This is a genomic window from Hyphomonas sp. KY3, from assembly GCF_017309975.1.
In the GTDB taxonomy this organism is placed as follows: Bacteria; Pseudomonadota; Alphaproteobacteria; order Caulobacterales; family Hyphomonadaceae; genus Hyphomonas.
This window is the reverse complement of sequence record NZ_CP022271.1, coordinates 3225890-3243893: the sequence shown is the minus strand read 5'-3', so window position 1 is coordinate 3243893 and position 18004 is coordinate 3225890. Positions and strand designations below refer to the sequence as shown.

15 protein-coding genes are annotated in these 18004 nt (G+C 57.5%); 12 read left to right on the top strand and 3 right to left on the bottom strand.

The features are described 5' to 3' along the window. Positions 1-31 precede the first annotated feature (31 nt). Complete coding sequence (locus CFA77_RS15525) at positions 32-1423, top strand: carotenoid oxygenase family protein (RefSeq protein WP_242517412.1); 1392 nt, start codon at positions 32-34, stop codon at positions 1421-1423. Positions 1424-1470: 47 nt separating this feature from the next. On the opposite strand, the gene CFA77_RS15520 is transcribed toward CFA77_RS15525, so the two are convergent. After that, complete coding sequence (locus CFA77_RS15520) at positions 1471-2601, bottom strand: iron-containing alcohol dehydrogenase (RefSeq protein ID WP_206991460.1); 1131 nt, start codon at positions 2599-2601, stop codon at positions 1471-1473. A gap of 311 nt (positions 2602-2912) precedes the next feature. Here CFA77_RS15520 and CFA77_RS15515 point away from each other — a divergent pair, with 311 nt between their 5' ends. The 6 genes from CFA77_RS15515 (at position 2913) to CFA77_RS15490 (ending at position 10137) form a co-directional block, all read left to right on the top strand. Beyond that, positions 2913-3593, top strand: coding sequence for an OmpW family protein (locus CFA77_RS15515; protein ID WP_206991459.1), 681 nt, complete (start codon positions 2913-2915; stop codon positions 3591-3593). A 149-nt stretch (positions 3594-3742) separates the two neighbouring features. Further along, positions 3743-5578, top strand: coding sequence for a dipeptide ABC transporter ATP-binding protein (locus tag CFA77_RS15510; RefSeq protein ID WP_034814933.1), 1836 nt, complete (start codon positions 3743-3745; stop codon positions 5576-5578). A 92-nt stretch (positions 5579-5670) separates the two neighbouring features. Continuing rightward, entirely contained in the window at positions 5671-6546 is an 876-nt protein-coding gene (gene motA / locus CFA77_RS15505; protein WP_206991458.1) for a flagellar motor stator protein MotA, read from the top strand. Positions 6547-6599: 53 nt separating this feature from the next. Beyond that, complete coding sequence (locus CFA77_RS15500) at positions 6600-7610, top strand: endonuclease/exonuclease/phosphatase family protein (protein ID WP_242517411.1); 1011 nt, start codon at positions 6600-6602, stop codon at positions 7608-7610. A 38-nt stretch (positions 7611-7648) separates the two neighbouring features. Beyond that, positions 7649-8173 (top strand): hypothetical protein, encoded by a 525-nt coding sequence (locus CFA77_RS15495; RefSeq protein WP_206991457.1) that lies wholly within the window; start codon positions 7649-7651, stop codon positions 8171-8173. Between the two features lie 47 nt (positions 8174-8220). After that, entirely contained in the window at positions 8221-10137 is a 1917-nt protein-coding gene (locus CFA77_RS15490) for a sodium:proton antiporter (protein ID WP_206991456.1), read from the top strand. Positions 10138-10143: 6 nt separating this feature from the next. Here the strand turns inward: CFA77_RS15490 and CFA77_RS15485 are convergent, their stop codons facing one another. Next, positions 10144-10863, bottom strand: coding sequence for a M48 family metallopeptidase (locus tag CFA77_RS15485; RefSeq protein ID WP_206991455.1), 720 nt, complete (start codon positions 10861-10863; stop codon positions 10144-10146). Between the two features lie 68 nt (positions 10864-10931). Here CFA77_RS15485 and CFA77_RS15480 point away from each other — a divergent pair, with 68 nt between their 5' ends. The 4 genes from CFA77_RS15480 to CFA77_RS15465 all read left to right on the top strand — a co-directional run bounded on the left by CFA77_RS15480 (position 10932) and on the right by CFA77_RS15465 (position 16618). Next, on the top strand, positions 10932-12563 hold the full coding sequence (locus tag CFA77_RS15480; protein WP_206991454.1) for a hypothetical protein: 1632 nt from the start codon (positions 10932-10934) through the stop codon (positions 12561-12563). 89 nt (positions 12564-12652) lie between these two features. Next, positions 12653-13474 carry a TIGR00282 family metallophosphoesterase gene (locus CFA77_RS15475; RefSeq protein WP_206991453.1) on the top strand — a complete coding sequence of 274 codons (822 nt, stop codon included), beginning with the start codon at positions 12653-12655 and terminating at the stop codon, positions 13472-13474. 32 nt (positions 13475-13506) lie between these two features. Next, on the top strand, positions 13507-14085 hold the full coding sequence (locus CFA77_RS15470) for a biliverdin-producing heme oxygenase (protein WP_206991452.1): 579 nt from the start codon (positions 13507-13509) through the stop codon (positions 14083-14085). After that, a complete protein-coding gene (locus CFA77_RS15465; protein WP_206991451.1) occupies positions 14060-16618 on the top strand; it encodes an HWE histidine kinase domain-containing protein in 2559 nt (852 codons plus the stop codon). Before CFA77_RS15470 ends, CFA77_RS15465 begins: the two co-directional genes overlap by 26 nt. Before the next feature lie 53 nt (positions 16619-16671). Here CFA77_RS15465 and CFA77_RS15460 read toward each other — a convergent pair whose 3' ends face one another. After that, complete coding sequence (locus CFA77_RS15460; protein ID WP_206991450.1) at positions 16672-17310, bottom strand: peroxiredoxin; 639 nt, start codon at positions 17308-17310, stop codon at positions 16672-16674. Between the two features lie 126 nt (positions 17311-17436). On the opposite strand from CFA77_RS15460, the gene CFA77_RS15455 reads away from it, so the two are divergent. Beyond that, entirely contained in the window at positions 17437-17967 is a 531-nt protein-coding gene (locus tag CFA77_RS15455; RefSeq protein WP_206991449.1) for a histidine phosphatase family protein, read from the top strand. The last annotated feature ends 37 nt before the right edge of the window (positions 17968-18004 follow it).

The window sequence follows — 18004 nt, the reverse complement described above, 5'->3', positions numbered from 1 at the left end:
CAGCCCTGTGAAAACAGCTATTCGGGGAGTCGTGACAAAAGGAGTCATGGCGGTGGCGGGATTCAACCGCAGCCGGCGCAAGGCAACACAGCCCAACATCTTTCTTGAAGGCGTTCATACCCCGCTGACGGAAGAGATCACCGAAATTGATCCAAAGGTGACGGGGGCTATTCCCGCTGGTCTGAATGGCCTTTACGTCCGCAATGGCCCGAACCCCGTTTCGCCGGTCAATCCAGCTGCACATCATTGGTTTGTAGGGGATGGCATGTTGCACGGTGTCCGCCTGCAGGATGGCAAGGCGCTTTGGTACCGCAATCGCTGGGTGAGGTCCAACAGTGTGAGTGATGCCCTTGGCGAGCCGCGTGCGCCCGGTCCGCGTCACCCCAGAATTGATGTGGCGAACACGAACATTGTTGGTCACGCAGGAAAGATCTGGGCAATTGTTGAAGCGGGTGGGTATCCCGTCGAAGTGTCCGAGGACCTGGAGACGCGTGCGCATTCGGACTTTGACGGGACTTTGGGTCAATCTTTTTCCGCGCATCCGCATTACGACCCCGACACAGGCGAGATGCACGCCATCTGCTACGAGTCGCAGCAAACCAATCTGCTTTGGCACAAGGTGCTGGGCGCTGATGGCCGCGTGCGCCGGGATGAGCCAATCCCTGTCGAGCACGGCCCAATGGTTCATGACTGCATGATCACCCCGAAATACGTGATCGTGATGGACCTTCCGGTGACGTTCTCCATGAGTGCCATCATCAGTGGCATGAGCTTTCCGTACCGATGGAATGAGAACCACAAGGCGCGTATTGGTCTGTTACCGCGAGAGGGGAGTGCGGATGATATCATCTGGTGTGATGTCGATCCCTGTTACATCTTCCATCCTGCGAATGCCTATGAAACCGAGGACGGAAAAGTCGTGATGGACGCATGTGTTTATGATCACATGTTTGCTCCTGACAATACTGGCCCGGACGGCGTACCGAAATTTGAATCCCTGACGATTGATCCGGCGACGCGAACCGTGTCACGGCGTGTGATAGATGACCGCGCTCATGAGTTTCCGCGCTATGATGAGCGGCTGACCGGAAAACCCTATCGCTATGTTTACACAACGGCTGTCGCGGCCGACGGCTTTCTCACCGAAACACGCATCTTCAAGCATGACCTGACCAATGGCAGCTGCGAAGTTCGCGATTTTGGATCAGGACGGGTGCCGGGCGAATTCATTTTCATTCCTGCCAGCGAAACGGCCTCAGAGGATGAGGGCTGGCTGATGGGCTATGTGGTCGACACCAATGCCGGCCTATCCGAATTGGTCATTCTCGATGCCGCAAATTTCACCGCACCGGCGGTCGCAACCGTGCACATTCCGCAACGCATTCCGCAGGGATTCCACGGTAATTTCATTCCAGTTGGCTGAGTGGGGGGACGAGGGGGCCGTCGATGACGGCCCCCTTCCACGTATCCTTAAAGGGCGGCCTCGTAGACCTTTGCATAATCATCCGCACTCATAGGCTTTGGATTGCCGAAATGGGCGAGGTCCTTAAGTGCATACTCAACCACGCCGGGGGCGTCGTCTGCCGACAATCCGATGGCGGACAGGGTGGCTGGGATGCCGATATCGGCATTCAGCTCTGCAATTGCGTCGCCAAGATCCGCGCCGGGTTTCAGACCCATGGCCTGACGAAGACGCACATATTTCTCATCGGCTGAACCCTCATGGAAGCGTAGGATATGCGGCAGGAAGATCGCGTTCAGCGTGCCGTGGTGCAGTCGCTTGTCATGCAGACGGCCCGCCGCGTGTGACAGGGCGTGGACCCCGCCAAGGCCTTTCACGAATGCCAGAGCGCCTTCATAACTTGCCATCATCATGTGCCAGCGGGCGTCCGCGTCCGAGCCATCCTTGACCGCCTTCTTCAGCCAGCCATTCCCGACAGCACGGAACACGCCCTCATACGCAATGCCTTCGGCAGGCGGATTCACGGTTGGGGACAGGACTGATTCAATGCAGTGTGTGACGGCGTCCATCCCAGTGGCGGCCGTCAGTCCGGCAGGAAGGCCAAGAGTCAGGTCCGGATCGCAAATGGCTGTGGCAGGGATCAGGTTTGGAGAGACGATGGTCTCCTTGCGGCCATTCTCCAGTACAAGGACCAGGCCGACTGAGACTTCTGAACCCGTACCGGATGTGGTCGGGATAGCGATCAGCGGCGGGATCTTGCCGATCTTCTTGGCACCGCCGGTGATGGCGGCATAATTTTCGAGCGGTTCATCATGACTGACCAGCAGGCCGATTCCCTTGGCATGGTCCATGGACGAGCCGCCGCCGAGTGCGATCAGGCCGTCGGCGCCGCATGCCTTGTAGGCGGCTGCTGCTTCCTTGGTCTGCTTCTCGGTCGGGTTCGGCACGGTCTCCGCGAACACGCCTGCCGCTGCAACGCCCAACGCATCTTCGACCTTCGCCAGAATGCCGGCGGCCTTGATGCCGGGGTCCGTCACAATGAAAGGCCGGGTCATGCCGAGCTTCTTCGCCGTACCGGCGAGCTGCTTCAAGGCACCTGAATCAAAGATGCAAGTGGTGAGATAATTTATGACGGGCATGGTGTGGTCCTCATTGGGATGGTTTCCTCACCCTCCATGTGCCCCAGCGGAAGCGCACAGTTCAAGCCTGACCGTGGGAGAACCGGGATGGTACGCCGCAGCAGGCGGATGGATATAGCTCGGACGGAAGCGCACCGAACCAAGATCTCAGGAAGTGCTCACCGGCGCAATTGGGAAGAATACCTAGTCGCGATGCCATGACGCGCGACACGCGCCCGCGCGTCAAAACGGGCAATTATCCTCATCAAATCATCGGAGTAGGCATTTGGCATCCGGCGCGAATTGGTGCGCCAAAACAGGAGTTAAACGACATGAAACAGCTTCTCCTTGCTACTCTGGTTGCCGGGGCAACTTGGGTCGGGACAGCACCTGCTGCCTTGGCAGACGAGAATCCCTGGATGGTCCGCGGACGCGTCATCGGGGTCCTGCCGGATGAGTCCGGCGATCTCTCCGTCGCAGGGTCGCGCCTTGCAGGGGATGTGGACATTTCAGACCAGTACGTGCCCGAATTGGACATTACTTACTTCTTCACGAAGAATATCGCTGCCGAGCTGATCCTTGGCGTGACGCCACATGACGTGAAAGCCACGGGCGTGACCGTTCCGGGCGCACTCGATAATGCAACGATCGATCTGGGCGATGTCACGCTGCTGCCACCCACTCTGACGGTGCAATACCACTTCGTGAATGACAGCCAGTGGAAGCCCTATGTCGGTGCCGGCATCAATGCGACCTTCTTCTTCAACGAGGATGAAGGCCCTGTCGCAGACGGCATAGATTATGACACCAGTGTCGGTCTCGCGCTTCAGGCGGGCGTAGATTACGATCTTGATGGCGAGCCAGGTGGCTGGGCTGTCAACGCAGACATCAAGAAGATCTGGATAAATCCGGATGTGACTGTGGATTTCACCACGGCGCTGGGCGCAACAGTGGATGCTGACGTGAACATCAATCCACTCGTGGTGGGACTGGGGCTCGGGTATAAATTCTGAGCGCCATACCATGAGGGCAGGGCTTTGACCCATTGCGCCCTGTCCTCACTCTCTCTTGGGCCGTGTTATTTCCCGACAGCGCGGCCTTTTTTCCGCTTTCTGCAGAGCGGTCGTTGCACGCCCCGCCCGCGCGTATACAGAATGCCAGCATGGCTATTCTTTCTGTCAAAGATCTTCGTGTTTCCTTCGACACACCTGACGGTGTGGTTGAGGCTGTCAAAGGTATAAGTTTCGACGTCGCCAAGGGCGAATGCCTCGGCATTGTCGGCGAAAGCGGCTCCGGGAAGAGCCAGTCTGCGCTCTCGGCTCTGGGTCTGTTGGCAGGCAATGGCACTGCAACCGGCCGGATTGATTTCGATGGCACCAATATGCTGGAGGCTTCGGACGCAACACTTCGCAATATCCGTGGCGCGCGGATGTCGATGATTTTTCAGGACCCGCTGACCAGTTTGACGCCGCACATGACAGTCGGCGCGCAGATGCGCGAAGTGTTGGCGCTCCATAAGGGCCTCAAGGGCGAAGAAGCGGATCGCATATGCGTCGACTGGCTGGAGAATGTGCGCATTCCGGAAGCAGCCCGGCGCATGAACCAGTTTCCGCATGAGCTTTCAGGTGGCATGCGCCAGCGCGTCATGATTGCCATCGCCATGCTTTGCAATCCTGAACTGTTGCTCGCGGATGAGCCTACCACAGCGCTGGATGTGACCGTGCAGGCGCAGGTGCTGGAACTGATGGACGAGCTGAAACGCGAGACGGGTACCGGCATCGCGCTGATCACTCACAATATGGGTGTGGTCGCCCGCATGTGCGACCGCGTCATCGTCATGCGTCATGGCGAGATCGTCGAGCAGGGGAGCGTCGACGACATTTTCTACAAGCCTCAGGCAGACTATACGAAGATGCTGCTCAATGCTGTGCCGCGCATCGACGAACCTGATCGTCCGGGCCGACCCGTCCTGTCGGCGCCGCCGGCGCCTGAAACTGAGCCGGTTCTCAAGGTAGAGGACATGAAAATCCATTTCCCGATTGCGGTGAAGGGCGGTCTGTTTGGCAAGACGAAGCCGTTGAAAGCGGTGGATGGTGTTTCGTTCGATTTGAAACCGGGCGAGACGTTGGGAGTTGTCGGAGAATCCGGGTGTGGCAAGTCCACGCTCGCGCGCGGCGTGTTGAACCTCATCCCTCCAACCGATGGCACGGTTGCCTGGCTGGGGCGCGACATATCCAAGGCGAGCCGCAAGGAAATGAACGGCCTGCGCGACGATCTCCAGATCGTGTTCCAGGACCCGCTCGCCAGCCTTGACCCCCGCATGACCATCGGCGCTTCCATTGCCGAACCGTTGCAAGTTCACCAACCGCGCCTGTCGCGCGCGGATCGGGAAGCGAAAGTACGCGAAATCCTGCCGCGGGTCGGGCTCGACCCAAATCTGATCAACCGGTACCCGCATGAATTGTCTGGGGGCCAGAACCAGCGGGTTGGCATTGCCCGTGCCATGATCCTTCAGCCGAAACTGGTGATCTGTGATGAAGCGGTTTCCGCGCTTGATGTGTCTGTCCAGGCGCAAGTCGTGGATTTGCTGATCGAGCTGCAGAAAGAGTTCGGCCTCGCCATGATCTTCATCAGCCACGATCTCGCCGTCGTGCGGCAGATCAGCCACCGGGTAATGGTGTTGTATCTTGGCCGCGTAGTGGAACTTGCCGGTCGCAATGCCATCTACACCGAAGCGCGCCACCCCTATACGAAAGCGCTGATTGCGGCTGTGCCAAACGCCGATCCGACCGGGGAGCGCACGCGGGAACGCTTGCGCCTGACGGGCGATCTTCCGAGTCCGCTAGACAGCCGTGCATCGCTCCGCTTCATGAAGTCCAAACTCATTGATGATGGGGACGCGGAACAGTACCAACCGAAACTGGTCGAGATTGCTCCAGGCCACCTTGTGGCAGAGCATGACCCCGTGATGGGCGGCGCAGGATTGCGAGCCAGTTAAGCGCTGCAGGCAGGGCAGGGTGTGCGCTGTAAGCTTGGCTTAAGACGAATGTGTCATGGTGCAGGCTGAGTTAATGCCGGAGCCCGCGCGTCTTGCCCCAATTGATTGGTCTTGTTCTTGTGGTCGTCCTCGTGATGGGCGGCCTCGTCCTCACGGGCGGACACGGTGCCATGCAGGCGCTGCCGTTCGAACTGGCCCTGATTGGTGGCGCCGCGGTCGGCACCATTCTGATCGGTAATTCGCCGAAAGTTGCCAAGGAGGCTTTGGGTGGGTTCGTTCGCTCGTTTCAGGGCAGCCGTTGGCAGCGTGCCCAACACCGCGAATTGCTGGTTCTGCTGTCCAACTTGATGCGCAAGGTACGCCAAGGCGGGTTTGTCGCGATTGAATCGGATATCGAAGACCCGGATGCGTCGCCCTTGTTTGCTTTGTCCCCTGCGGTGCTTTCCGATCCTGCTGCGCGTGACATGATCTGCGATTCCTTTCGCCTGATGGCGCTCGACCTGTCAGACCCGGCACGGGCTGAGGCGCATATGGAGCAGTCTGTGGCCCTGCATGTCGATCAGCGCATGAAAGCAGTGAATGCACTCAATACTGTAGCCGATGCCTTGCCAGCGCTCGGTATCGTGGCGGCTGTGCTGGGCATCATCAAGACCATGGGGTCGATTGATCAGTCGCCTGCAGTGCTTGGAATGATGATCGGGTCAGCTCTGCTGGGCACCTTTCTCGGTGTATTTTTGGCTTATGGCGTAGTTGGGCCTGTCGCCGCTCGCTTCGGACAGATTGTCGAAGATGAGGCCCAGCCTCTTGATGTGATCCGCACGGTGTTGTCTGCATTTGGCGGCGGGGTTCAGCCAGGCATTGCCGTAGAACTTGGCCGCACGGCCATTCCCGTAGATCAGCGCCCCGACGCGGAATCGGTTGAACGGGCACAGACGAGCGCCCGTTTTGCTGAACGCGCCGTCGCCTGAGACAGCCGCCATTCTGCGTTGACCCCGCAGGCATGAGGCCGCATCACCGATGAATGCCTGATATTCGTTTGGCCACGTTCAATTGCGAAAACCTGATGATGCGCTGCGATTTCGCGCGCTCAGGTCTCGCCAATGCGCGTCGCAAGCTGACCGATGTCGACGACGCCCTGGTCGCCGAACAGGTGGATGCGGTTTTCGATGTCCTGTCCGAGGATGACCGCACCCTGACCGCTCAGGCTCTGGTCGCGACCAAGGCCGAAGTGTGCGCACTGCAGGAGGTCGAAAACCTCGTCACCTTGACCGCTTTTGACAATCGCTATGTCGGGCGCTGGGCCGGAAAGCCGTTTGGCGAACGTGTGCTGCACGAGGGGAATGACAGCCGCGGGATTGATGTGGGTCTGTTGTCGTCGCTTACGGTTGCATTCCAGCGCAGCCATGCGCGGGCGACCTTCGGACGGTTGGGCATTCACCCCCCCAAAGGGGCTTCCATCAATGACTACGTCTTTCGCCGGGATTGTCTGGAAGTGGATGTGGAAAAAGACGGGCGCCTTTTGACACTTTTTGTCTGCCACTTCAAATCCATGCATGGTGGACGCAAGAGGACGGTTGCCATGCGTGAAGCTGAAGCTCAGGGTGTGCGCCGGATTGTAAGCCAGCGATTTGATGACCCGGCAAAAGCGGAATGGGTTATTCTGGGTGATTTCAATGATTATTGGGAAGTAGATGGCCGCCCGGCACGGCCGCATGGTCTGGGGGCGCTGGTAGGCGACGGGTTCGCCATCGATCTGGCCAGCCGCGCCATTGCAGACCCCTATGACCGCTGGACTCACCATTATAGCGGCGACGACACCTATGGCGCGCTGGATCACATCTTCCTGTCACCCACGCTCGCCGCCCTGAATCCTGCTGCCAGGGTTGAGATTGTGCGGGCAGGATCGCCATATAGAGCCGCGAGATATGATGGGGCTCGCTTTCCCGGCGTTGGCTGGATTACGCCCAAAGCATCAGATCATTGTCCGATGGTGGCGACTTTAAAATTTGAAGGTCGCCCTGCGGCACCCTAATTTATGTTGGCTTTGGTAATGAAGGGGGCCGTCAGGCTGTGTCACGTTTTGATAATCTGATCGAGACGGTGGAGGCCTATCAGGCCCTCGCTGCTGAAAATTACGACCGAATCCGCACACTTGCGGAAGAAATCCGCAGCGGGTTTTGCGAATTCCTTGGCTCAACCGATGGCGTTTGTGTCCACCTCGTCCCGCCGGCCGGGGCCTACAAACCAAAGGCACATGGGGATGCAGCCTTTTCGATCCCGCCGCGAGGCTTCCGGCTCCTGGGGCCAATATCGTTCGGCCTTGCTGTGCGCGTCACGCGCGATACGGACTGGCTGAGGCTGGTGATGCAGTGCCGCAAGATCGGCGACAAATTCAAAATTCAGATTGAGGACGGTTCGGTATACGAATTCAGCCTGCCGCTGAAAGATGCTGACCCTGAACCATTCTATGAACATCTTTACCAGCACATCCTGCTCTGGTTCTCCGACCATATCGAACGCTACAAAGAAGGCGATTATGGTACCCGCGAGATCGGATTTGACTTTGCTGATGACATAAACGCGGCTCAAGCCTAGTTTTCTGATCGCCCGACGGGCAGAATGCACCACGAAACGGGGCTTTTATGGACCAATTCAACTTTGCACTGGCATCCGCCGGATCCAGCGAGCTGATCTTCGCCTGCGCCCTGATCGGGGCGCTGGGAATTGGTGCGCAATGGGTCGCTTGGCGTATACAGGCACCCGCCATTGTGCTGATGGCGTTGGCAGGTTTGGCGGTCGGTCCGCTGTGGACTGTGGTTTTCGGCGAGCCTCTGCTCAATCCTGAGAAGGTGTTCAACAGTGGCAGCAGCGAATTGTTGCGTCCCATCGTGTCGCTGGCCGTTGCCGTGATCCTGTTCGAGGGCGGGCTCGTCCTGAAATTCGAGAACCTGCGTGATGCCGGTGCAGCTGTTCGGCGCATGGTATTCCTTGGTGGCCCGCTGGCTTGGGCGCTGGGCACTTTCGCAGCCCATTATGCCGCCGGTCTCGATTGGGGCAGTTCTGTTGTGTTTGCGGGCGTACTGGTGGTTACCGGGCCCACCGTGATCATGCCATTGTTGCGTCAGTCCAAACTCGGCGGGCGAACCGGTCAGTTCCTGAAATGGGAAGGCATCGTCAACGATCCGGTTGGCGCCCTGTTTGCCGTGGCTGCTTTCGAAATCATTCGCGTGGCCGCCACGGGGGAGTCGATCCTGGGTAAGGGCGCCATGATCATCGTGGCCGCTGCACTGGGTGTCGGGCTGGGCTTCGCCTTCGGTTGGGCCATCGTGCGCGCCTTCCGTCAGGGGTGGACTCCGGAATACCTCAAGGCGCCGATCATCTTCGCGTCCATCATTCTCTGTTATGCGCTGGCAGAAATGATCGAAAAGGAAATCGGCCTCGTTGCCGTCACGGCCTATGGCATGACGCTGGCCAATTCGCGCCTTGCCGGGCTCGCGGAACTCCGAAAATTCAAGGAGGATATCGCCGTCTTGCTCGTTTCGGGCGTGTTTGTCATCCTGACGGCGAACCTCACGCCAGATGTCATTCGCCGCGCACTGACCTGGAATACGCTCGCCTTCCTGTTGGCGATGCTGTTCATCGTGCGGCCGCTTTCGGTGTGGATCGCCACATTCGGGACGTTGAAACGCAATGAAGCAATCCTGCTTGGCTGGATTGCGCCGCGCGGGATCGTGGCGGTTGCCGTTTCCAGCCTTTTTGCAACCCTGCTGGAGGATCTCGGGCGGCGCGGAGATTCCCGGTTCTATTTCTCTGGTGCAGAACAGATCACCCCGCTCGCCTTTGCCATGGTGTTCGTGACCGTGGTCCTCCACGGCTTTACGATCGGGCCAATGGCCCGGCGATTGGGACTCGCCCGCAAGGAGCGACCCGGCGTCTTGCTGGTAGGTGTGAACCCCTGGAGTATCGATCTGGCCAAAGTGCTGAAGGATGTCGGCATTGAACCGATCCTTGCAGACAATAACTGGAGGCGCTTGCGACCTGCACGCGAGGCCGGGCTCAACACCTTCTTCGGCGAAGTCCTGTCAGAGGAAGCGGAGGTTCGGCTGGATCATGCCGCCTTTGACCAGGTTGTTGGCTTGTCTGCCAATGAGCCGTACAACGCGCTCGTTTCCGGACATTTTGCCCCCGAACTCGGCCGCCACAGGGTCTATCAATTGTCGGCACAGGATACCGAAGAAGAAGATCCCCGGGCCATCGGCATGGGCACACGCGGGCGAACACTGATTCGTCGGGGCAGGGGCTATGACAGCCTGATCCGCGACCATTATCGCGGTTGGACCTTTGGCAAGACGAAGTTGACGGATGAATACGACCTTGAAGATTATCGCAAGGATCGACCGAAAGCGGACCTGATCGCTGAAATTCGCGCAGATGGCACGCTGATTTTCCTCGGGCCGAATCGGGAGGCCAAGGGCGGCGACGGGGTCACGTTGATCAGCTTTGGTCCGGCGCGCGATGTCGAAGTTGCAACTGAACCTGAAGAGGTTGCTGCCAGCTAGGCCGCACTATTCGCCGGCTGCCTGCAAGCCAGCGCCATGCTCACGCAGCCATGAGCGTTGCCGCTTCCAGTCGCTGCAGCAGGTTGCAACATGCGCCCAGAACCGCGGGGAGTGGTTCATTTCCAGCAAATGTGCACATTCATGGGCCGCCACGTAGTCAAGCACTTCAGAGGGCGCCATGATCAGGCGCCATGAGAACGACAATTTACCATCGGCCGTGCACGAGCCCCAACGCGAGCGGGTATCCTTCACCGAAATGCCATTGTACGAGACGCCCAACGTGGCGGCATGACGGTTTACTGAGCGGGTGATATCTGCACGCGCCTGTTTCTTCAGGTAGCGGGTGACTCGCAAATGTAGTGTTTCCGGGTCACCTGGCGCGCAAAGTGTGTTCGGCTGACCGGTTATCATGCGGGCTACGCGGCCCGAGCCTTCTGCGGTCAGGCGGCAGGGAGCACCCCGATACGAAATCAGATTGTTTTCTTCAAAGCGAACAACTTCTGGAAGGTGTTGGAGGCGCGTTGAAATCCAGTCGATTCGCTCGGCTGCGAAGGCGGCGGCGTCCTTGATCTGCCGCCGCGATGGCGCAATCGCGACCGCTTCCCGGCGGCGTTCATCCAATCTCAAAATCAACCGGCGTGCCTTCGAATTCACTTCAAGGCGAACACGAATTTCGTCCCCGTCGGGGCCATTGAATGTCACGGTCTGGCCATTGTTGTATGCCATGTTAATAATCTCACTCTAGGTGACGGGCGCAAATGAAACGCTGGCATCAATCATTAAAGGGACCAAACATGAAATATCTGCTCACAGGCGTTGCCGCCATCGCCATGCTTACGGCTTGCGGAGACAAAGACAAGCCGGTTGATGGCGCTGGCTCTGAATACGCCACAGATGCCGCAAAGGACGTCAAGGCCCGCAAAGGTGATCCAGCAACCGCGCCACAGGCGCTTGCGGCTTTTGCTTTGGATGAAGCCGACGACAGCCGCATTTCCTTCGGCAGCAGCACGCTGAACGGGGACAAGGCCGTATTCACTGATGTGACGCTTCTGGCAGGCGACGATGACGGGTCCGACGACGATGAGGACGGCACGCACCTGGATGGTGCTGATGTAAAAGCGAAAAAGTTGGAATTCGACGGTCTTGCCATGATTGACGGCAAAGCGAGCTTCTCGCGCATGGTCATGTCCGACATTTCGCTGGTTCCGACTGATCCCGAAGAAGCAGAAGATGGCAGCGCGTCCATTGGCTCCATCGAACTGGTCAATCCCTCACCTGCGCTGGCAGCATGGGTCGCGAGCGTGTTTGCGGACGCAGAACCTGCTGACATGCCTACAGGGGAAGCGCTCTCTTTCGATCTGTGGACCATGAACGACATGAACATGCAGATCGATGAAGACGATGGCGAAAGTGGTACCTTCCTCGTGGACACGATTTCGGTCTCTGGGATGAAGAATCAGAAGGCTGCTCAGATGATGCTGAAGGGCCTGAAGTTCGACATGTTCGATCCTGAAGACGACATGACCGTCAAGGCCAATCTCAGCAATGTGGATATTCGCGGGTTTGACTGGTCGGTGTTTGCACCAGCTGAGGGCGACTCTCTGGAAGACAGCTTTGAGTCTGGCTTCATGGCCGGCATGAACCCGAAAGATCCGGCCAATCCCGGTTACAAGTCGATCAATCTGAAAGATCTGAACTTCGATGTTTCAGGCGTCAATTTCGACATGCCTTCGCTCGTCTCCAATGTCAGCCATGACAAGCAGGGCCGTGCCGTAAAAGTGATCACTGAGCCTGTCAAAATGGTTTTGAACGCTGGTGATGGTGAACTTGGCCAGCAGTTGGGCACCCAGCTTGCGACGCTCGGGTACGAAAAGCTTGAGCTGACCATGGCCAGTGAACAGGCTTACGATCCTGATGCAGACGTGGTGACGCTGGAAAAAGGCAAGAATTACTGGGAGCTGAAAGATGGCTTCCGCTTGAATTTCGGCGCGAAGTATGAAGGTGCCAGCGCGATGGCAGCGGCTCAGGCTGAGCAGGATATGGACTCTGCAGATCCATCGGCAATGCTGGGAGAAGTCATGGAGAAGCTTACGCTCCACTCCATCGACCTGTCTTTGGATGATGATGGCATCGTGGACCGTGCCTTCAATGCCTACGCCGCGCAGAGCGGTGAAGACCCGCAGCAGCTGCGCAATCAAACGGCTGGTCTGCTGGCCATGGCACCCATGATGGCGTCAGGTTCGGGGATCGACATGGAACTGGCAACTGAGGCCTCCACGGCCCTGTCCAGTTTCATCACGGATCCGAAGACGCTGACCATTTCGTTGAACCCTGCAACACCGATCAAGATGTCGACATTTGCAGAGATGGAAGACCCGTCTACGCTGACCAAGTCGTCGCTCGGCTTCTCGGCTAGCAACGAATAGAGTCTACTGGAATCCGCTCTAAGCGCGCGCGTGCCGACTGGGCGCGCGCGCTTTTCTTTGTTCTCAGGCCGGGGCATAGACTTTTCGCCATGAAAATTGCCTTTTTTGGAGATGTGGTCGGAAAGCCTGGCCGACAGGCTGTCCTGGACCATTTGCCGGGCCTGAAGGCGCGCATGCGTCTGGATTTTGCTGTAGTAAACGCTGAGAATTCGGCGGGGGGCTTCGGCCTGACAAGCGTCATTGCGGAGGAATTCTTTGCCGCAGGTGCAGATTGCCTGACTCTCGGTGATCATGCCTGGGATCAACGCGAGGCTTTGACCTATATCGAACGCGAACCCCGTTTGTTGCGCCCCATAAATTACCCATCGGCTGCCGGCGCACCTGGCAAGGGAGCCAATCTGTTCAGCTTGCCGGATGGGCGTCGTGTCGGGGTCGTCCAGGTGCAGGGGAATGTGTTCATGCGCCAGACGCTGCCGTGTCCCTTTGCGGCCGTGGATGCGGCATTGGATTCCATGCCGCTTGGCGCTGTGGCGGACGCCATCATTGTGGACATGCATTGTGAAGCGACCAGTGAGAAAATGGCTATGGGCCATCACTGCGATGGGCGGGCAAGTCTCGTGGTTGGAAGTCACACCCATGTCCCCACAGCCGACACGATGATCCTTGAGGGCGGCACGGCTTATCAGACGGATGCCGGAATGTGCGGTGACTATGACAGCGTCATCGGCATGCAGAAGCAGATTTCCCTGTATCGATTCCAGACACAATTGCCTGGAGAGCGTTACCAGCCCGCTTTGGGGGAGGGGACCTTGTGCGGAACCTATATTGAAACCGATGACGCCACAGGACTTGCCACAAGAATTGAAGCTATCCGCATTGGCGGCCGTTTGAGCGATTCTGTTCCGGCCTGAGCGCTGCGCGGACGCACAGAGAGATTTCATTGATGAAAATTGTGGACACGGTCAGGCAGGATTTGCGCTTAAGAACCGCTGACCATCATGCGCGCGTGGACGAATTGATCAGCCGCCATGACCTCACTCGGCCGGAAGGGCTTGCCGCCTTTCTCGCAATCAATCATCTCGCCTATACGACGGTTGAGCGTCATTTGCGGCCGCATGGCGGGTTCACATTGCCACACTTGTCCCTCGAAGAAATAGAGGCTGATCTTGCCTCACTCGGCGCTGGAATACCGACCTGGCAGGCAGAGCCCAGTATGGAGGCGGCGCATCCAGTTGGAATAATTTATGTTATCGCGGGTAGCCGCCTCGGTGGTACGGTTCTGCACAAACGATGGCAGCAGGCCGATGATTCGAATGTCCGGCTTGCAGGTCGCTTTTTGAGCCGGATGACAGACCGTTCTTGCTGGACAGATTTTCTTGTCCAAGTTTCAAACGCGCAAATTAGCCAATCGGAATTTATTGATATAGTAGAATCTGCGAAGGGCTGTTTCTCGATTTTTGAGGCGGCTTGCCAGGACGTGACCAGAAAGTTTGCCTATGATCCGCCACAGCCCCGAAACTGACGGGCCCGCGAGCGATGTTGACCTGACGAATTGCGACCGTGAACCCATTCACGTCATCGGGCGTGTACAGTCCTTTGGTGGCCTGATCTCCATGTCGTCAGACTGGATCGTGAACCATGCTTCGGTAAACGTCAAAGAGTTCATCGGAGCCGCAGCGGAAGAGCTGATAGGCAAGCCCCTGAGAGACTGTTTCTCGGAACAGGCCTTGCTGTTGATTCGATCCCGCATGCCGATGCTGGCGTCGCCAGATGCTGTTGAGCGCGTATTCGGTGTGGCATTGACCGGGGATGAGCGCTTGTTCGACCTCTCCATGCATCTGTCGGGGCGCTCGATCGTTATGGAGTTCGAGCCTCGGGACGATGCGCGCGATACCAACTATGTGAACTATGTTCGTCCCATGGTGGAGCGTATATCTCGCGCCGATTCTTCGCAACAATTGTGCGATGAGGCGGCGCGCCAGTTGCGCAACCTGATTGGGTTTGATCGGATCATGGTTTACCGCTTTGCAGAGGATGATTCCGGCGTTGTCGTATCTGAATCCGTCAAGCCGGGAATGGATAGTTTCAAGGGTTTACATTATCCGGCGTCTGACATTCCAAGGCAAGCGCGAGCACTCTACAAGCGTAACCTTCTGCGTATCATCGCGGATGTATCGGATTCGGGCGCGGAGATCATTCCTGCCATCAATCCAGAGGGTGTGCCGCTCGACTTGTCTATGAGTGGTTTGCGGTCCGTCTCGCCCATTCATCTGGAATATCTGGCAAATATGGGCGTTCAGGCGTCGCTCTCCATTTCCATCCTGAAGCGGGGCAAGCTCTGGGGGCTTTTCGCCTGCCATCATGAGAGCCCGCGAGTGCTTGGCTATGAAGTTCGTACGGCCGCGGAACTGTTTGGGCAGCTTTTCTCATTTGTATTGGACCAGAAAGAATCTGACGAGGGCAGGGATGAGCAGGAGCGCGCCCAGTCCCTGCATGACCAACTCATGGCTCAGCTTGCCGAAGATGCGTCGATATCTGACAATTTTGATACCATCATCAGCGGTATCGCCTCGGTCATTCCTTACGACGGAGCCGTTGGGTGGGTTAACGGAGAATTCGAATCGATCGGACATACGCCGAGCAAGGAGGAATTTCTTGGCTTGGTGAGTTTCCTGAATACGACGGCCGCCAGCCGGATTTATCACACGGACAGTGTTGTTAAAGCCTATCCCGCTGCTGCTGGGTTTGTGGATCGCGCTGCCGGTATGCTCGTCTTGCCCGTGTCGCGGGCGCCGAGAGACTATATTGTGCTGTTCCGCAGGGAGCTTGCAAAATCTGTCACATGGGCCGGGAATCCGGATAAACCCGTCGTTTCTGGTCCGAATGGCGACCGTCTCACCCCGCGCAAGAGTTTTGAGGCATGGCAGCAGATTGTGCGGAATACATCTGCCCCCTGGCAGCCCGCCGAAGTGCGCGCCGCTGAAGCGCTGCGGCTGACATTGCTCGAAGTCATTTTGCGTATGTCGGACGCAACATTGCGCGAACGGGCTAAAGCGCAGGAGCATCAGGAACTTCTGATTGCCGAGCTTAATCACCGAGTGCGGAATATCTTGAGCTTGATTGGTGGGCTTGTTGAACAGAGCGGATCCGAGGCGCGCTCCATCTCTGAGTTTACGCATGTTGTGGGTGGTCGGATCCATGCACTCAGTCGTGCCCATGACTTGATCACGAGGCAGCAATGGGAGCCTGCTTCAGCACGAGAACTGATACGCATCGAGGTAGAGGCCTATCTTGGGGCAAACGCCGAGAAGGTGAAGATTCAGGGGCCGGACGTCCACTTGCGACCAAAAGCCTTCACGGCTGTGTCACTGGTCGTGCATGAATTGCTAACCAACTCGGCCAAATACGGGGCGCTTAGCAAAACAAATGGCGTCGTGCAGATTGGCTTCGCGCGGCTCTCGGACGGGGCCTTGTCAATATCGTGGTTGGAGACCGGTGGCCCGCCCATCCAGTCGCCTCCTGTACGTCGGGGCTTCGGTTCGACCATCATTGAGCGATCGATTCCGTATGAGCTGGGTGGTCGAGCCGAGATTAGGTTTGAGGTCACCGGAGTCTCAGCGGATTTCGAAATTCCCCCTGCACATGTCGATGGATTTTCCGATGCCTTGCACCCGGAGACCGGAAACAAGATGGATGAACGCAAGCAGGCCAGCCTGTCTGGGCATGCGCTGGTACTGGAAGACAATTTGATCATAGCGATGGATGCGGAGGACATGCTTCGGTCGCTAGGTGCGACGGAAGTGTTCGTGGCGTCAAACGTGAAGGAAGCCCTCGATTTCATCGAGAGCGAGACCCTTCAATTCGCCTTGTTGGATGTCAACCTCGGATCAGAGACCAGTGAACCGGTCGCCGAACAATTGCACGCACAAGGCATTTCCTTTGCATTTGCGACGGGATATGGAGATTCCATCGATTTGGCAAAGCGTTACTCATCCGCGCCAGTGGTCAAGAAACCATACGATATCGACTCGATCAAAGCAGCTTTGCCAAATTGAATTCGCTTTCAGTGCCTTCCGTGCGCTGATGGCACGGAAGGTCAGGAGGAAATCTATTTTTCCGGCTGAGGAGTGTAGCGCAAGTACGGCTTCACCGCCTTGTAGCCTTTCGGAAAGAGCCTGGCGATTTCGTTCGGGTCAGTCAGAGAAGGCACGATGATCACATCATCGCCGTCGTTCCAGTTCACTGGCGTCGCCACTTTGTGGCCGTCCGTAAGTTGAAGGCTGTCAATCAGGCGGAGGATCTCATCAAAGTTCCGACCTGCGCTTGGGGGATAGATGATGGAAGCGCGAATTTTCTTGTTGGGGTCGACGACATAAACTGCCCGAACCGTGACTTTGGCGTCCGCATTTGGGTGGATCATGTTGTACAGCGTTGCCACGCTGCGATCAGGATCGGCAATGATCGGAAATTGAACACTGGTATTCTGGGTTTCCTCGATATCAGCGATCCACTTCTTGTGGTCTTCGAGGCTGTCGACTGAAATGACGAGGGCTTTTGCGCCACGCTTTGCGAATTCATCCTTCAGTTTCGCTGTATAGCCAAGTTCGGTGGTGCAAACCGGTGTGAAATCTGCCGGGTGGGAGAAGAACACGACCCAGTCATCGCCAGCCCATTCGTGGAAGCGAATGCGGCCTTCTGTTGTCTCGGCTTCAAAATCTGGGGCGACGTCGCCAATCAGAAGGCTCATATTACCATACTCCTGTCTCTTGATTTCTGACCAGAAAATGGTGCCTAAGAAGAAGCAATCCAATGCGCGGCACCTGAAGCTGTCGATAAGTTTTTCTAATGCCCGATCCGGGAAGAAGGAATTGGAATGAAGCGCCTGATCCTGATGCGACACGCCAAGACGGAGCCTTGGGGCGAAGGGGTAGACGATTTCAGCCGCGCTCTGACGGCAAGAGGCAAGGAGGACGCGCAGCGCATGGCCGAGGAACTGGTCGCGATGGGATGGTGCCCGGAGCGGATTTTGGTATCCAGCGCCCGCCGCGCCCGCGAAACCTGTTCTGAAGTTGCCAGGGTTGTGGAGGGCGAGAAAGTACGCCCGATGGAGTCTCTCTATTTGTCGGGTGTGCGCGGCTTGACCGAAGCTGTGCGGCATAATGATGGTGCCGGTACGCTCATGATCATCGGTCACAATCCGGGCCTGCATGACTTCTCGATGGAAATTCTTCGCGAAGCCGGTAGCCAGGACCATCAGGAATCGATCCGGTTAATAGAAAAATTCCCAACCAGTTGCTGTGCCTTGTTCGAGAGTGATGAGGATGAAGCGTTTGTGCCTGCCCATTTCCGACTTGCGCAGGTCCTGCGGGCAAAGGACTTCCGGGAAGCCGACGCGAATTCCTGACAAGAAAATGCCCTGCTGGTGAGAGCAGGGCAAGGAT

Excerpts from the sequence above, each read along its gene's own strand:
- CFA77_RS15520 (WP_206991460.1), bottom strand. The coding sequence starts at position 2,601 with ATGCCCGTCATAAATTATCTCACCACTTGCATCTTTGATTCAGGTGCC.
- CFA77_RS15515 (WP_206991459.1), top strand. The coding sequence starts at position 2,913 with ATGAAACAGCTTCTCCTTGCTACTCTGGTTGCCGGGGCAACTTGGGTC.
- CFA77_RS15510 (WP_034814933.1), top strand. The coding sequence starts at position 3,743 with ATGGCTATTCTTTCTGTCAAAGATCTTCGTGTTTCCTTCGACACACCT.
- CFA77_RS15500 (WP_242517411.1), top strand. The coding sequence starts at position 6,600 with ATGCCTGATATTCGTTTGGCCACGTTCAATTGCGAAAACCTGATGATG.
- CFA77_RS15490 (WP_206991456.1), top strand. The coding sequence starts at position 8,221 with ATGGACCAATTCAACTTTGCACTGGCATCCGCCGGATCCAGCGAGCTG.
- CFA77_RS15485 (WP_206991455.1), bottom strand. The coding sequence starts at position 10,863 with ATGGCATACAACAATGGCCAGACCGTGACATTCAATGGCCCCGACGGG.
- CFA77_RS15480 (WP_206991454.1), top strand. The coding sequence starts at position 10,932 with ATGAAATATCTGCTCACAGGCGTTGCCGCCATCGCCATGCTTACGGCT.
- CFA77_RS15475 (WP_206991453.1), top strand. The coding sequence starts at position 12,653 with ATGAAAATTGCCTTTTTTGGAGATGTGGTCGGAAAGCCTGGCCGACAG.
- CFA77_RS15470 (WP_206991452.1), top strand. The coding sequence starts at position 13,507 with ATGAAAATTGTGGACACGGTCAGGCAGGATTTGCGCTTAAGAACCGCT.
- CFA77_RS15465 (WP_206991451.1), top strand. The coding sequence starts at position 14,060 with ATGATCCGCCACAGCCCCGAAACTGACGGGCCCGCGAGCGATGTTGAC.
- CFA77_RS15460 (WP_206991450.1), bottom strand. The coding sequence starts at position 17,310 with ATGAGCCTTCTGATTGGCGACGTCGCCCCAGATTTTGAAGCCGAGACA.
- CFA77_RS15455 (WP_206991449.1), top strand. The coding sequence starts at position 17,437 with ATGAAGCGCCTGATCCTGATGCGACACGCCAAGACGGAGCCTTGGGGC.